The sequence below is a fragment of the Ruegeria sp. HKCCD7628 genome, assembly GCF_057221005.1.
The window spans coordinates 120,633-134,059 of sequence record NZ_JBWVBA010000002.1; the positions used below are offsets into that span (position 1 = coordinate 120,633).

Annotated in this window: 16 protein-coding genes; 10 read left to right on the top strand and 6 right to left on the bottom strand. The window is 60.3% G+C overall.

Annotation, left to right across the window (positions count from 1 at the left end):
- The first annotated feature begins 5 nt into the window (after window positions 1–5).
- On the top strand, window positions 6–638 hold the full coding sequence (locus AC2TAD_RS06980; protein ID WP_170751874.1) for a hypothetical protein: 633 nt from the start codon (window positions 6–8) through the stop codon (window positions 636–638).
- Here the strand turns inward: AC2TAD_RS06980 and AC2TAD_RS06985 are convergent.
- Together AC2TAD_RS06985 and AC2TAD_RS06990 are read right to left on the bottom strand one after the other, a co-directional pair.
- Window positions 627–959: an AzlD domain-containing protein gene (locus AC2TAD_RS06985; protein ID WP_480866811.1), complete on the bottom strand. Its 333-nt coding sequence runs from the start codon at window positions 957–959 to the stop codon at window positions 627–629. The genes AC2TAD_RS06980 and AC2TAD_RS06985 overlap by 12 nt on opposite strands.
- Window positions 956–1,672 carry an AzlC family ABC transporter permease gene (locus AC2TAD_RS06990; RefSeq protein WP_353391170.1) on the bottom strand — a complete coding sequence of 239 codons (717 nt, stop codon included), beginning with the start codon at window positions 1,670–1,672 and terminating at the stop codon, window positions 956–958. The genes AC2TAD_RS06985 and AC2TAD_RS06990 overlap by 4 nt, the downstream gene beginning before the upstream one ends.
- Here AC2TAD_RS06990 and AC2TAD_RS06995 point away from each other — a divergent pair.
- The 5 genes from AC2TAD_RS06995 to AC2TAD_RS07015 are packed head-to-tail and all read left to right on the top strand — an operon-like array spanning window position 1,671 to window position 5,443.
- On the top strand, window positions 1,671–2,609 hold the full coding sequence (locus AC2TAD_RS06995; RefSeq protein WP_480866812.1) for a formate dehydrogenase accessory sulfurtransferase FdhD: 939 nt from the start codon (window positions 1,671–1,673) through the stop codon (window positions 2,607–2,609). The two genes, AC2TAD_RS06990 and AC2TAD_RS06995, sit on opposite strands and share 2 nt — an antisense overlap.
- A complete protein-coding gene (locus tag AC2TAD_RS07000) occupies window positions 2,606–3,052 on the top strand; it encodes a hypothetical protein (RefSeq protein WP_480866814.1) in 447 nt (148 codons plus the stop codon). Before AC2TAD_RS06995 ends, AC2TAD_RS07000 begins: the two co-directional genes overlap by 4 nt.
- Window positions 3,049–3,693, top strand: a complete 645-nt coding sequence (gene mobA / locus AC2TAD_RS07005) for a molybdenum cofactor guanylyltransferase MobA (RefSeq protein WP_480866815.1) — start codon at window positions 3,049–3,051, stop codon at window positions 3,691–3,693. The genes AC2TAD_RS07000 and mobA overlap by 4 nt, the downstream gene beginning before the upstream one ends.
- Window positions 3,690–4,181 (top strand): molybdopterin-guanine dinucleotide biosynthesis protein B, encoded by a 492-nt coding sequence (mobB, locus tag AC2TAD_RS07010; RefSeq protein WP_480866817.1) that lies wholly within the window; start codon window positions 3,690–3,692, stop codon window positions 4,179–4,181. The genes mobA and mobB overlap by 4 nt, the downstream gene beginning before the upstream one ends.
- Window positions 4,178–5,443 carry a molybdopterin-binding protein gene (locus AC2TAD_RS07015; protein WP_480866818.1) on the top strand — a complete coding sequence of 422 codons (1,266 nt, stop codon included), beginning with the start codon at window positions 4,178–4,180 and terminating at the stop codon, window positions 5,441–5,443. The genes mobB and AC2TAD_RS07015 overlap by 4 nt, the downstream gene beginning before the upstream one ends.
- On the opposite strand, the gene AC2TAD_RS07020 is transcribed toward AC2TAD_RS07015, so the two are convergent.
- The 3 genes from AC2TAD_RS07020 to AC2TAD_RS07030 form a co-directional block, all read right to left on the bottom strand.
- Window positions 5,440–6,432, bottom strand: a complete 993-nt coding sequence (locus AC2TAD_RS07020; RefSeq protein ID WP_480866820.1) for a hypothetical protein — start codon at window positions 6,430–6,432, stop codon at window positions 5,440–5,442. The two genes, AC2TAD_RS07015 and AC2TAD_RS07020, sit on opposite strands and share 4 nt — an antisense overlap.
- Before the next feature lie 14 nt (window positions 6,433–6,446).
- Window positions 6,447–6,917, bottom strand: a complete 471-nt coding sequence (gene greA, locus AC2TAD_RS07025; RefSeq protein ID WP_170353560.1) for a transcription elongation factor GreA — start codon at window positions 6,915–6,917, stop codon at window positions 6,447–6,449.
- Window positions 6,918–7,056: 139 nt separating this feature from the next.
- A complete protein-coding gene (locus tag AC2TAD_RS07030) occupies window positions 7,057–7,437 on the bottom strand; it encodes a VOC family protein (protein WP_170751858.1) in 381 nt (126 codons plus the stop codon).
- 89 nt (window positions 7,438–7,526) lie between these two features.
- On the opposite strand from AC2TAD_RS07030, the gene soxR reads away from it, so the two are divergent.
- The 4 genes from soxR to AC2TAD_RS07050 all read left to right on the top strand — a co-directional run bounded on the left by soxR (window position 7,527) and on the right by AC2TAD_RS07050 (window position 12,392).
- Entirely contained in the window at window positions 7,527–7,982 is a 456-nt protein-coding gene (gene soxR, locus AC2TAD_RS07035; protein ID WP_170353559.1) for a redox-sensitive transcriptional activator SoxR, read from the top strand.
- 136 nt (window positions 7,983–8,118) lie between these two features.
- A complete protein-coding gene (locus AC2TAD_RS07040; protein WP_480866821.1) occupies window positions 8,119–9,765 on the top strand; it encodes an electron transfer flavoprotein-ubiquinone oxidoreductase in 1,647 nt (548 codons plus the stop codon).
- A 100-nt stretch (window positions 9,766–9,865) separates the two neighbouring features.
- Window positions 9,866–11,581: a tetratricopeptide repeat protein gene (locus tag AC2TAD_RS07045; RefSeq protein WP_480866823.1), complete on the top strand. Its 1,716-nt coding sequence runs from the start codon at window positions 9,866–9,868 to the stop codon at window positions 11,579–11,581.
- On the top strand, window positions 11,571–12,392 hold the full coding sequence (locus tag AC2TAD_RS07050) for a 4-(cytidine 5'-diphospho)-2-C-methyl-D-erythritol kinase (protein ID WP_480866825.1): 822 nt from the start codon (window positions 11,571–11,573) through the stop codon (window positions 12,390–12,392). The genes AC2TAD_RS07045 and AC2TAD_RS07050 overlap by 11 nt, the downstream gene beginning before the upstream one ends.
- Here AC2TAD_RS07050 and AC2TAD_RS07055 read toward each other — a convergent pair.
- A complete protein-coding gene (locus AC2TAD_RS07055; protein ID WP_353391181.1) occupies window positions 12,385–13,383 on the bottom strand; it encodes a polyprenyl synthetase family protein in 999 nt (332 codons plus the stop codon). The genes AC2TAD_RS07050 and AC2TAD_RS07055 overlap by 8 nt on opposite strands.
- Window positions 13,384–13,427 lie beyond the last annotated feature (44 nt).

Genomic DNA, 13,427 nt, shown 5'->3' on the forward strand with positions numbered 1-13,427 from the left:
CCATCGTGATCAGGATAGTGATTGCCTGCCTTCTGGCAGCAACGGTGGCTGGCTGCGTGGGCTCTCAACGTCCGCAGGCCGATTTCTCAGAGATTGCGGCCCGGTCCTATAGTGATCCCGGCCCGTCGACCCTGACGCTCTATACGATGATCAGCACGCGCACCGGTTCGGGGGCGCATACCTCGTTGATGATCAGCGGCAGCGAGCGGGTGATTTTTGACCCCGCAGGATCTTTCCGCGCCGATGTGGTGCCGATCAAGGATGATGTGCTGTATGGCATCACTCCCAACGTGGAGCGCGCCTATCGCAGCAGCCACGCGCGCGAGACGCACTATGCCCGCGTCCAGACAATCGAAGTGACCCCGCAACAGGCCGAAATCGCGCTGCAACTGGCCAAACAATCCGGCCCGGTGGCGGGGGCGTTTTGTACCAATTCAACCGCGCAACTGCTGCAGCAGGTGCCGGGGTTCGAGCAGATCAGCACCACCTTTTACCCCGTGAAACTGTCCGATCAGTTCGGCCAGATACCGGGAGTGGTGACGACGGAATACCGCGAGAATGACTCGGCTGACTTGCAAGCTGGGTTGGCAGCGAACAATGCCCTGCTGAACCAGCAGGACACGGCCCTAGCCCAGTAGATACAGCAATCCGTAAAGGGTTCCGGTCCCGCTGAAAATCGCTGCGATAACGTTCTTGGTCCAAAGCCCCACGGCCACAGAGACCGCCGCAGCCGACATGCGCGGTATGTCCGGCTGGCCTTCGGTCGCGGTTGGCCAGACCACCAGCGGCGCAATCAGCGCAGGGATGATCGCCACGGCTGTATAGCGTAGATGGCGCAGCAGCCAGGGGGGCATCGGTCGGTCTCCGACCAATCCTATAAAGACAAAGCGCAGCCCATAGCTGCCGATCGCCAGTCCGATGATAATGGTCCAGACGGTAACGGGATCTGGCGGGGTCATGTCCGGGCCTTTCTGCGCTCAGCGATGAGTTCGGCCTGAGCGCCTGCGATCATGCCCGCGCATCCGGCGATCAGCAGGCCAAGGTTATAGGGGACGCCGACGGTGAACAGCGACACGACGATGGCAACAAGGGCCGCGACCACGTGCGGTAAGGTCCGCATCATCGGCCCGATCATGGCCAGAAAGGTGATCGGCAAGGCAAAATCCAGCGCCCAGCTTTCAGGAATACGCGTGCCCAGCACTGCCCCCAGATAGGTCGCCAAGATCCACAACGGCGTGATCGGCGTAACTGAGCCCACGAAATAGGCCATTCGCTGCGGCACGCTCATGTCGGGCTGTTTTTCGAACTGGATGATCGAGCTGGCATAGGATTGATCCACGGTCAGATAGGCCGCGAATGCCCTCTGCCACATCGGCGCGGCCCCCAGATAGGGCGTCAGCGAGGCGGAATACATCGCCATCCGCAGGTTCACCGCCAAAGCCGAGATCAGGATGATTGCCGTCGGCGTCTGGTCCTGCAGCAGTTGCAGCGCGGCAAACTGCGCCGCCCCGGCAAAGACGGTCGCGGTCAGCGTCATGGTTTGCAACAGGTTCAGCCCGGCTTCGGTCGCGAAGACGCCGAACAGGGTGCCGAAGGGGATCGCCACAAATATGAACGGCGTCCCGTCGCGAAAACCCTTCCAGAAGTAAGACTTGGATGTGGTGTCTGCCATGGCTAAATCCTATGGTGATGCCCGCAGCAGTATCTGTCTTACGAAGGGGTTGCAATTGGCCACGGAACTCGATCTTTCGGACTACATCATCGCCCCCGATCCCGGCGCGGTCCGCCTGACCCGCGCGGTTGAGGGCGTGGACCAGAATGGTGAGGTCAGCCATATCTCGGTGGTTGAGGAGCGGCCGCTGACCATTTTCCTCAACTCGCAGGAAATCGTGACGGCGATGACCATTGGCGACTATCCCGAATATCTGGCGCTGGGGTTCCTGCGCAATCAGGGGATGCTGCTGGCGGATGACGAAATCACCCGCGTCGACTATGACGATGATCTGGAAACCGTGGTCGTGCGCACGGCGCGTGAAACCTCGTATGAAGACAAGCTCAAGAAGAAGACCCGCACCAGTGGTTGCGCCGTGGGCACGGTCTTTGGCGATATGATGGAGGGGCTCGAGGGTGTGCGCCTGCCACAGGTTCAGGTTCGGACCTCGTGGCTGTATGATTTGGCCGCCAAGATCAACCGCACGCCGTCATTGTACCTTGAAGCCGGGGCGATCCACGGCACGGTGCTGTGCCAAGAAAATCGTCCGCTGGTCTATATGGAAGACGTGGGTCGTCACAACGCAGTCGACAAAATCGCGGGCTGGATGCTGTCCGAAGGCGCGGTGGCCGAGAACAAGATCCTCTATACGACGGGCCGTCTGACGTCCGAGATGGTGATCAAAACGGCGATGGTGGGCATCCCGGTATTGGCGTCTCGGTCCGGTTTTACGGCGTGGGGCGTCGAGATCGCGCGCGAGGTCGGCCTGACCCTGATCGGTCGCATGCGCGGGCAGCGGTTCGTGTGCCTGTCGGGTGAGGACCGTCTGCTGCGCGACATCGACCCGGCCAGCGTGGCGGTTGAGGATAAGAAACATCGCAGGAAGAGTGCGGGATGATTGAAATGCTCGCAGGGCTTGAAGAATTTCTGATCCTCCCGATTCTTATTGTCACAACGCTCTATTCCATAAAATTCCAATATGCGGATGAGCTGGCGATGAACATGGCGCTTGCGGCCTATCCCAACGATATACTGGATCAGCTTGAGTGGGGCGCTCTGACCGACTTGGTCGGAACCTCTCGTGCGTCTGATAATCCGAAACGGCGAAAGTCGACGCGTTTGCGTGTGTTGTTTTGGGGACTTCCTGGTTTGAATGGGCTCGACAGGCCGACACTAACCGCGGTGCGGCGATACCGGCTAAACACCGCGGCCATATGCCTCTCGGTCTTACTGATCGCTAGTGTTTGGTCTTACTGGTTGGTTGGTCTTCTGGTTCTGTTCGCTGTCGGCATCTTTATTCGGACGCCGAACTGGCCCGCTGTGAAAGGACTGACGACATGACCAAACCCCTCGGAGTTATCCTCGCCGGAGGACTGGCGACCCGGATGGGTGGCGGCGACAAAGGGCTGCTGCGCATCGGCGGGCAGAGCCTGATGGCGCATGTGATCGACCGGCTTGCGCCTCAGGTGGGCGGGCTGGCCTTGAACGCAAATGGTGATCCTGAGCGGTTTGCCGATCTGAACCTGCCGATCCTGCCGGATACGATTGACGGCTTCGCGGGCCCTCTGGCCGGGGTGCTGGCGGGCTTGGACTGGGCGGCGACACAAGGCGCGGACTCTATCATCACCGCCGCTGCCGACACGCCGTTTTTCCCCCGTGATCTGGTGACGCGATTGACCGAGGCTGCGCAGGGCCAGACCCACCCGCTCGTGCTGGCCACCACGCCGCGCAGGGGGGACGAAATGCTGAAATCCGGCGGGGGCAAACGCATCAACCGGCACCCGACCTTTGGCCTCTGGCCGGTGGCGCTGCGCGATGATCTTCGGGCGGCGCTGCAGGACGGTTTGCGCAAGGTGGTGATCTGGACCGACCAGCACGACGGGCGCGAGGCGCTGTTCACCGCCGAGCCGTTTGATCCGTTCTTTAACGTCAACACGCCCGACGATCTCGCGCGGGCCGAACAGCTGCTGGAGCAGGCATGAGGGTTTACGGCGTCACCGGCTGGAAAAACGCCGGCAAGACCGGGCTGATGGAGCGTCTGGTGGCCGAAATCACCGGGCGGGGGTTTACTGTCTCGACCCTTAAGCATGCGCATCACAGCGTTGATGTGGATCAGCCCGGTACTGACAGCTATCGCCACCGCACGGCAGGCGCGTCCGAGGTGCTGTTGGTCTCGGGTCAGCGTGTCGCCATCATGCAAGAACTGCGCGGCGCGCCCGAGCCTTTGATGGACGACCTTTTGGCTCGCCTGACCCCGGTCGATCTGGTGCTGATCGAAGGGTTCAAGCGAGAAGGCCATCCAAAGATCGAGGCGTTCCGGGCCGAGGCCGGAAACGCGCTGATGGCCCCCGAAAACCCGACGATCCGCGCCGTGGCCAGCGACACGCCGCTGCAGGTGGATCAGCCGGTTTTTGACCTGAACGACACAGCGGCGATTGCCGATTTCATCTTGCGAGAGGTGGGGCTATGACCAAACCCGACATTGCGCCCCCACCCCTGCGCAACGATTGTTTTGCCTTGCCCGCCGGGGTGAACTGGACCCCGGTCGACGATGCGCTGGCCCTGTTGCGCGACCGGCTGACCGTGGTTGCAGGCGTGGCAACCGTGCCTTTGGCGCAGGCCACCGGGCGTATTCTGGCGCAGGAGGTTATCGCCCAACGCTCGAACCCGCCGCAACCCAATACGGCGGTGGATGGCTATGGCTTTGCCGGGGCCGCGCTTGACGGCCCGCAGGTCATGCCGCTGCATCCGGGGCGCGCGGCGGCTGGGATACCGTTTGATGGCACGGTGCCCGAGGGCCATGCGTTGCGTGTGTTGACCGGGGCGGCACTGCCTGCGGGCGTGGATACAGTCATTCTGGAGGAGGACGTGACCGTTCAGGACGGCCACATCGCTTTTCACGGGCCGCTGAAACGCGGCGCAAATACCCGCAAGGCAGGCGAGGATGTGGCCGAGGGCGACGCGGTTCTGCCCGCCGGACGTCGCCTGACCCCGGCCGATCTGGCGCTGTTGTCGGCCACCGGTCTGGCCGAGGTTCCGGTGCGCAAAGTGCTGCGCGTGGCGGTTCTGTCCACTGGGGATGAACTGGTCGAACCCGGTGAATCCGCCGGTCCGGGCCAGATTTACGATGCCAACCGTCCGATGCTGTTGTCCTTGTTGGAACGCATGGGGTTTGAGGCGGTCGATATGGGCCGGGTGCCCGACGACCGCGAGGCGTTGCGGACTTGTCTGAACCAAGCCTCTGAACGCGCGGATGTGATCCTGACCAGTGGCGGCGCGTCTGCCGGGGATGAGGACCATGTCTCGGCCCTGTTGCGGCAGGCAGGGGGGATGCAGGAATGGCGGATTGCGTTGAAACCCGGTCGCCCTCTGGCGCTTGGGATGTGGGACGGAACGCCTGTGTTCGGCCTACCCGGAAACCCGGTGGCCGCTTTGGTTTGCACGCTGATCTTTGCGCGCCCGGCCTTGGGCCTGATGGCGGGCGAGGGTTGGTCGACCCCTCAAGGCTTTGACCTGCCCGCCGCGTTTGAAAAGCGTAAGAAACCGGGCCGCCGCGAGTATCTGCGCGCCCGCATCCGTGATGGCCGGGCTGAGGTGTTCGCCTCCGAGGGCTCAGGTCGGATCAGTGGGCTAAGCTGGGCTGAAGGGCTGGTCGAGATTGGGGATGGCGCGTGCCATATCAAACCGGGCGACATGGTCCGGTTCATCCCCTATGGCAGCTTTGATCTTTAATCGAAGGTTCCAGCCACTCGACCCAACAACATGAACGCCCGCGCGGTGCGCGTGTCGCCAAGCGCGGTCAAGTCGGCATCGCTGGCCTCGGGCTCGAACTCGATGATCATGTGGTCGAACCGGCGCAGAAAGTGGTGCGCGGCATCGCGGAAGATGGGATCTTGCTTCATCCGGGCTGACGTCAGCGCCAGTGACGAACGGTCCCTTATGCCGCCCAAAGCAGCCACGGCTCGCCCGCGTGATCCTTGCGCAAATTGCCGCCAGATTTCCGGACGCGCCATGTCGGGGCGCAGGTCATCCATGTAGATGCCTTCCTGACTGAGCAGGGTCAGCACGTCCTGCGACGCCTGCACCAGCTGCGCGGTCTTGCGGTCTTTCAGCGCCAGCCTCAGGGCATTGAACCCTTCGGTGTCTTCCTGCGTTTCAGGGAAGTTCAGGGCGCGGATGAACACATCCGTCCCAAGCGGAGGCGCGATGTCTTCGGCCTGTGTTCCAAGTTCCAGCGTGGTCTGGTCGCCGTTTGCATTCGGGGTCCTGCCCCGAACAGGCTGAGTCCGATGCGTGGAAAACGTGGCCAGGGTACTTTCTGTCTTTTTGGCTGTCTCGACAATTTCGTCCAGTTTCTTGGACACATTGGGCTCATAGACGCTGGAGGCGCGCTGCTGCTGAGCGATCAATGCATTGCGAATCGCGTCGATCGAACTTTGTAGCCGCGCGCTTTCTTCACGCATGATACGGCTGGCGCGCAGTGCCGTGGCTGCCACCCAGATCATGGCAATCGGCATGAAAACCGCCAGCAGCGTTACCACGAAACCGCCGCCTTCTATTTTGCCGGGCAACACTAGGAATACGACCGACACGACCAGCCAGATAAGGCTGAGAACGATGGCCGCGATTTCGATTTCGGTCAACGCGGGTTCCGCTGGCCGGTCATACATACCAATCGGTGTGGGCCGTTCGGTTTCGTGCTCTGGCGTGGACTCGGACATTGTCGGCGCTTGGCTTAGGCGTACTCGATACTCAGGATTTCATAGGAACGTACACCACCAGGGGTGCGGACTTCGACACTGTCACCTTCTTCCTTGCCGATCAAGGCGCGGGCGATAGGAGATTTGATATTCAGCAGGCCACTTTCGATACTGGCCTCATATTCACCCACAATCTGCCAGGTCTTTTCCTCGTCAGTGTCCTCATCGACCAAAGTGACCTTGGCGCCGAATTTCACAGCACCGGACAGCTTTGCTGGGTCGATCACGTCGGCCAGCGACAAGATACCTTCCAGTTCTTTGATGCGGCCTTCGATAAAGCCCTGCTTTTCACGCGCCGAGTGATACTCGGCGTTTTCCTTCAGGTCGCCCAGCTCTCGGGCCGAGGCGATGGCTTCGATGATCGCCGGGCGCTCGACGGATTTGAGGTTTTTCAGCTCCGCCTCGAGCGCGGCATTGCCCGCAGGCGTCATGGGAATCTTTTCCATATTCTCGTCGTCCACGCATAAATTGAGTCGCCCCGCCGCACGAGATTGGCGCCGGGGCGAATGATTGGGTCGTCAAGTACCTGACCCAAATGGCGCGTGAAATGCAAGGGGGCTAAATCACGCCAACGCGGATTACAGCCTACGTGTAGCTAATCACCTCGAATTCGATCCCGTTGTCGTCATCAAAATAGAACCTTTTGCCCGGTTCGTAATCAGCATGCGACGTTGGCGTGAATCCTGCTTTGATAACGCGGGCTTCGGTTTCGTCGATATCTTCGACCAGAACACCAACATGATTAAGCCCACCAACGATGTCATAGCTGCTTTCTTGTGATGGTTTGGGATCGCTGGGCGCGTAAAGCGCCAAATATGTGTGTGCGCTGCCCACATGGACCGTATATCCGCCCGCGATGGCCGGTCCTTCCCAGCGGGTTTTCCAACCAAAGACTTCGTGCATCCATTTGGCCGAGGCCTGAGGGTCGCGGACGGTAAAGTTGGTGTGTTCAAGCGTCGCCATCATGGGATCTCCTTTTTTCATCTTGAGGCGTGTCGCGACTCACTGTAATTTCTAAACCTAACTTTAGGTCAAGGTATTTGTTGGAGGAAAAGTTGGCGTTATCCGAGGGGCTGGCCATTGGCGCTTTGGCCCGGCGCACGGGATTGGCGGTTTCGGCCATTCGCTACTATGAGGCGCAAGGGTTGATCACCCCGTGGCGCAATGCGGGCGGGCAGCGGCGGTATCAGCGCGCTGATATCCGGCGGCTGAGCTTTGTCATGATCGCCCAGCAGTTCGGTTTGTCTCTGCCGGAAATTCGGCAGGTGTTGTCGGGCCTGCCGGGCAATCGGACGCCAACACCAAAAGACTGGCAAAAGATCAGCGTCGGGCTGCGCGCGCATCTGGATCAGCGAATCGAGACGCTGACGCGGTTGCGTGACAATCTGGATGGATGCATTGGCTGCGGCTGTCTGAGCTTGCCCAAATGTGCGCTTTACAACCCGGATGACCGGGCCAAGTCAAAGGGAAGTGGCCCCAGGTACCTGCTGGGGGACAGCCCGGACGCGTGATCTGCCGCATTGCGGCATTGTTACGCCGTGTTCTGATTGACCAAGGACTTGGTGAACATGTAGTCAGCAGGGAAAGAAAATTGCGCCGAGCACGTGCACAAAGCGCCAATTCGGAAAGTTAGCTAAGGAGCCCGCGATGGCCGATATTGAACGCGAAGCGATGGAATACGATGTGGTGATCGTGGGCGCAGGCCCGGCCGGTCTGTCTGCAGCCATCCGTTTGAAACAGCTGGATGCCGATCTGAACGTTGTCGTTCTGGAAAAGGGCTCGGAAGTCGGGGCGCACATTCTGTCTGGTGCGGTGCTTGATCCCTGCGGCCTGGATGCTTTGATCCCGGACTGGAAAGAGAAGGGCGCGCCGCTGAACACAGAGGTGCATGAAGACAATTTCTATATGCTGGGTGAGGCCGGTCAGATCCGCATCCCCAACTGGCCGATGCCGCCGCTGATGAACAACCACGGTAACTACATCGTGTCGATGGGCAATGTTTGCCGCTGGATGGCCGAACAGGCCGAAGAACTGGGCGTAGAAATCTTCCCCGGTATGGCCTGTTCCGATCTGGTTTACGGTGAAAATGGCGAAGTCAAAGGTGTGGTGGCCGGTGTCTTTGGTTTAGAAGCCGATGGCTCATATGGTCCGAACACCGAGCCGGGGATGGAGCTGCACGGCAAATACGTCTTCCTGTCGGAAGGTGTGCGTGGATCGCTGTCCAAAGAGGTTATCGCCAAATACGACCTGTCAGCGGGCAAAGAGCCGCAGAAATACGGCGTTGGCATGAAAGAAATCTGGGAGATCGACCCGGCCAAGCACAAAGAAGGCTCAGTCACACACACGATGGGCTGGCCTCTGGGCAGCAACGCGGGTGGCGGATCGTTCATCTATCACCTGGAAAACAATCAGGTCTATGTCGGTTTCGTGGTTCACCTGAACTATAAAAACCCGCACTTGTATCCCTACATGGAATTCCAGCGCTTCAAGCACCATCCGATGGTGGCTGAACTGCTGAAAGGCGGCAAGCGCGTGACCTATGGCGCTCGTGCGATCACCGAAGGGGGCTATCAGTCGATGCCGAAACTGGTTGCGCCGGGTGTGGCGCTGCTGGGCTGTTCGGCGGGTATGGTCAACGTGCCGCGCATCAAGGGCAACCATAACGCGATGCTGTCGGGCAAAGCCGCAGCCGAGGCCGCCTTTGACGCCATCAAAGCCGACCGTTCGGGCGACGAACTGACCGCATACGAGACCGACGTGCGCGAAGGTGCCATCGGCTCCGACCTGAAAAAGGTGCGAAACGTCAAGCCGATCTGGTCGAAATGGGGCCTGACCGCATCGCTGATGCTAGGCGGAATGGACATGTGGACCAACACGCTGGGCTTTTCGTTGTTCGGGACAGTTGGCCACGGCAAGAACGATGCCGAGGCGACCGAGGAAGCCAGCAAGCACAAGCCCATCGACTATCCAAAACCCGATGGCGTGCTGTCTTTCGACCGCCTGACCAACGTATCCTTCGCGGCCACCAATCACGAGGAAAGCCAGCCCTGTCATTTGAAACTGGCCGACCCGGCAATCCCGGTCAGTGTCAACATGCCCAAGTTCGACGAACCTGCGCAACGCTATTGCCCGGCGGGTGTCTACGAAATGGTCGAGGATGAAAACGGTCCGCGATTCGTCATCAACTTCCAGAACTGTGTTCACTGCAAGACCTGCGATATCAAGGATCCCAGCCAGAACATCACCTGGACAACGCCGCAGGGTGGCGACGGACCGAATTATCCCAACATGTAAGCGAAAAACGGGCAATGGCAGGGTCGTGAAGGCTCTGCCATTGCCTCTTTCCGGCCGAAGCCCTAGCTTAGATAGCAGTCAACAATGGCAGGGCAGGATTTTGGTGGTATCCTTCTTACGTCGCGCGGCAGTTGCCGCGCTTCTTTCATCGGCCTTTTCGCTTCCGGGTTTTGCGGATACTGGATCCGGAGCCTATCTGGCCGGACGTCAGGCAATTTTCCAGAACGATTACTCCGCGGCCGAACGATACTATGCGCAAGCTCTGCGTGCCGACCCCGAGAACGGTAAGCTGCTGGAAAGCGTTGTGGTCGCGCGGCTGTCGCTGGGCCAGATAAAACGCGCGTTGCCGGTCGCCCAAGCGATTGAAGAGCTCGGTATACCCAGCCAAGCGGCCCGTATGGCCATTGCGGTTAACCTGCTGGCCCAGGGTGAGCTGGATGAATTCCTGTCCCGTGACCCGGAAACGCAAGGCATAGGGCCGCTCGTCGACGGATTGCTGTTGGGTTGGGCCTATGTCGGCCAAGGTGCGATGACCAACGCGATGGAGCAGTTTGATACCGTTGCCACGCAAGAAGGGCTTAACGAATTTGCGCTTTACCACAAGGCGCTGGCCCTGGCCTCGATCGGAGATTTCGAAGGGGCCGAGGCGATCTTTGCGGCCAATGACGGCGCGATTGCGCGCTTTACCCGACGTGCCGCACTGGCCCGTACCGAAGTGCTGTCGCAGCTGGACAGCAACGAAGATGCGTTGGTTTTTTTGGATGAAGTCTTTGTCGCAGGAAGCGACCCGTCCATCGAAGGGTACGAGGCGCGTCTGAAAGCTGGCGAGACTTTGCCCTTTACCCATATCGGTTCTCCGCAAGACGGCATGGCCGAAGTGTTCTTTTCTGTCGGGGCAGCTCTCAGTCGCGAAGCCGCACAGAACTATGTCCTGCTTTATGCTCAGCTCGCGGCCTTTCTACGCTCGGATCATGTCGACGCGATCCTGCTGAGTGCTGAATTGCTGGATGGGCTTGAGCAATATGATCTTGCGGTCGAAGCCTATCGTAAAGTGCCAGCGACCAGCAGCGATTACCATGCGGCTGAACTGGGCCGCGCCGAGGTTTTGGGCCGCGCGGGCAAGACAGATGCCGCGGCCGAAGTTCTGCAAAACCTAGCCGCCAAAAGCCCTGACCTGCCCAGTGTGCATGTGGCGCTTGCCGATCTGCAGCGCCGCGAGGAAAACTACGCGGCTGCAGTGGAAACCTACAACACTGCGATAGAACTGATCGATTCGGGTGTGGGGGGCAACTGGTTCCTGCACTACGCCCGAGGCATCTCGCACGAACGCCTCAAGCAGTGGGATCAGGCCGAAGCCGATTTCCGCCGCGCGCTTGAGCTGAATCCAGATCAGCCGCAGGTGTTAAACTATCTGGGTTATTCGCTGGTCGAGCGTCAGGAAAAGCTGGATGAGGCGCTGGATATGATCGAACGCGCAGTGGCTGCTCGCCCTGACAGCGGCTATATTGTTGACAGTCTTGGCTGGGTTCTGTTCCGTTTAGGCCGCTACAACGAGGCGGTCGAGCATATGGAGCATGCGGTCGAGCTGATGCCTGTCGATCCGGTCGTCAATGATCATCTGGGCGATGTCTATTGGGCCGTGGGTCGCGCGCGCGAGGCCGAGTTCCAGTGGAAACGTGCTCTGTCTTTCATCGACCCCGAAGACACGGATGGCGAGGCCGATCCGGACCGTATTCGCCGCAAGCTGGAAATTGGGCTGGACGCGGTTCTTGTCGAAGAAGGGGCCGAGCCCCTGAAAGTGGCCAATGAAGGCTGAGGCGTTTGCCCCCGCCAAGATCAATCTGACCCTGCATGTGACTGGCCGCCGCGCGGATGGTTATCACCTGCTGGATTCTCTGGTGGTCTTTGCTGATGTGGGTGACACGCTGCAGTTCACTCCTGGCGATGCCCTGACGATTGCAGTGACGGGTGAACACGCCGATGGCGTACCAGCAGATAGCCGAAATCTGGTTTGGAAAGCCGCACAGGCGGCGGGTTGGACCGGACAAATCGACCTGAACAAAGTGCTACCGCATGGCGGCGGCATTGGGGGCGGGTCCTCAGACGCGGCGGCGACACTACGGATGGCGGCAGAGCAGGGCAGGACAGTCTCGCCCGACGTGGCCCTGTCACTGGGGGCTGATATCCCGGTCTGCGTCGCGGCTCGGGCCATGCGGATGCGGGGCATTGGAGACGATCTGACGCCCGCTTCGCTGCCCTCTCTGCCAGCCCTGTTGGTTAACCCTGGCGTCGAAGTACGCACCGGGCGTGTGTTCGCGGCATTGAAAAGCCGCGACAATCTGCCAATGCCTGCAGAGATCCCCGAGTTGGAGACTGTCGAAACCTGCGCCGATTGGTTGCAGGATCAACGCAACGACCTTGAACCGCCAACAACGGGCTTGGCCCCTGAGGTCGCCCGCGTTCTGGATGAACTGGTAGGCACGAAAGCGGCCCTCATGGCCCGCATGTCAGGGTCGGGTTCGACCTGTTTCGCGCTTTATCCCACGATGAAAGACGCGCATTTCGCCGCCTATGAGATTGGTGCGGCCCATCCCGATTGGTGGTGCCGCGCGACTCAGCTTAATTGAGACGCGAGACCACGTAGTCGGCAAGATCACACAACAGCGTGCGGATCTCGTGATCAGGCAGAGCCTCCAGCGATGCTTTAGCCTTGTTCGCCCAGCCGAATGCATCCGCCCGCGTTGCTTCAAGCGTGCTGTACTTGGCCATCAGCCCAAGCGCGTGGTCCAGATCACCCTCTTCCTGACGACCGCGTCCGATGGTGCGTTCCCAGAAGGCGTGTTCGTCGGGGGTGGCCTGCGCCACAGCTTTGATCACTGGCAAGGTTAGCTTACGCTCGCGGAAATCGTCGCCCACATTCTTGCCGGTGGCTGCGCTGTCGCCTTGATAGTCCAGCAGATCATCCGCAATCTGGAACGCAATCCCCAGCGCGTCGCCGTAGTCATAAAGCGCCTTGACCTGTTCCTCGGTCGCGCCTGCGATCACGCCGCCCACCTCGGTCGCGGCCGAGAACAGCGCCGCCGTCTTGCCGCGCACAACCTGTAAGTAAATCGCCTCGGTCGTGCCCAGATCGGTTGCGGCAGTCATTTGCAGCACTTCGCCTTCGGCAATCGTGGCCGAGGCATTGGCGAGGATATCCAGAACCCGCAGCGATCCTGTCTCAACCATCAACTGAAAGCTGCGGGAGAACAGGTAATCACCGACCAGAACGCTGGATTTGTTGTCCCACAGAAGGTTCGCAGTAGGCCGCCCGCGCCGCTGGGCACTTTCGTCGACCACATCATCATGCAGCAGGGTTGCGGTGTGAATAAACTCGACCGTCGCGGCCAGACGTACGTGGTGATCTCCGGCATAGCCAAACAGCCGCGCCGCCGCCAAGGTCAGCATCGGGCGAAGGCGTTTGCCGCCTGCCTCGACCAGATGCGCGGTGACTTCGGGAATGCGCGGCGCGTGTTCTGACGCCATGCGCGTGCGGATCAACTCGTTGACCGCGCCCATTTCGCCCGTCAGGATTTCCGCCAAACGCTCATGCGGTTTTGTGACCGTGTCGATATTCATCACACCCTTGATACAAGGCTCGACATCGCGACCGCCTTGCCCTT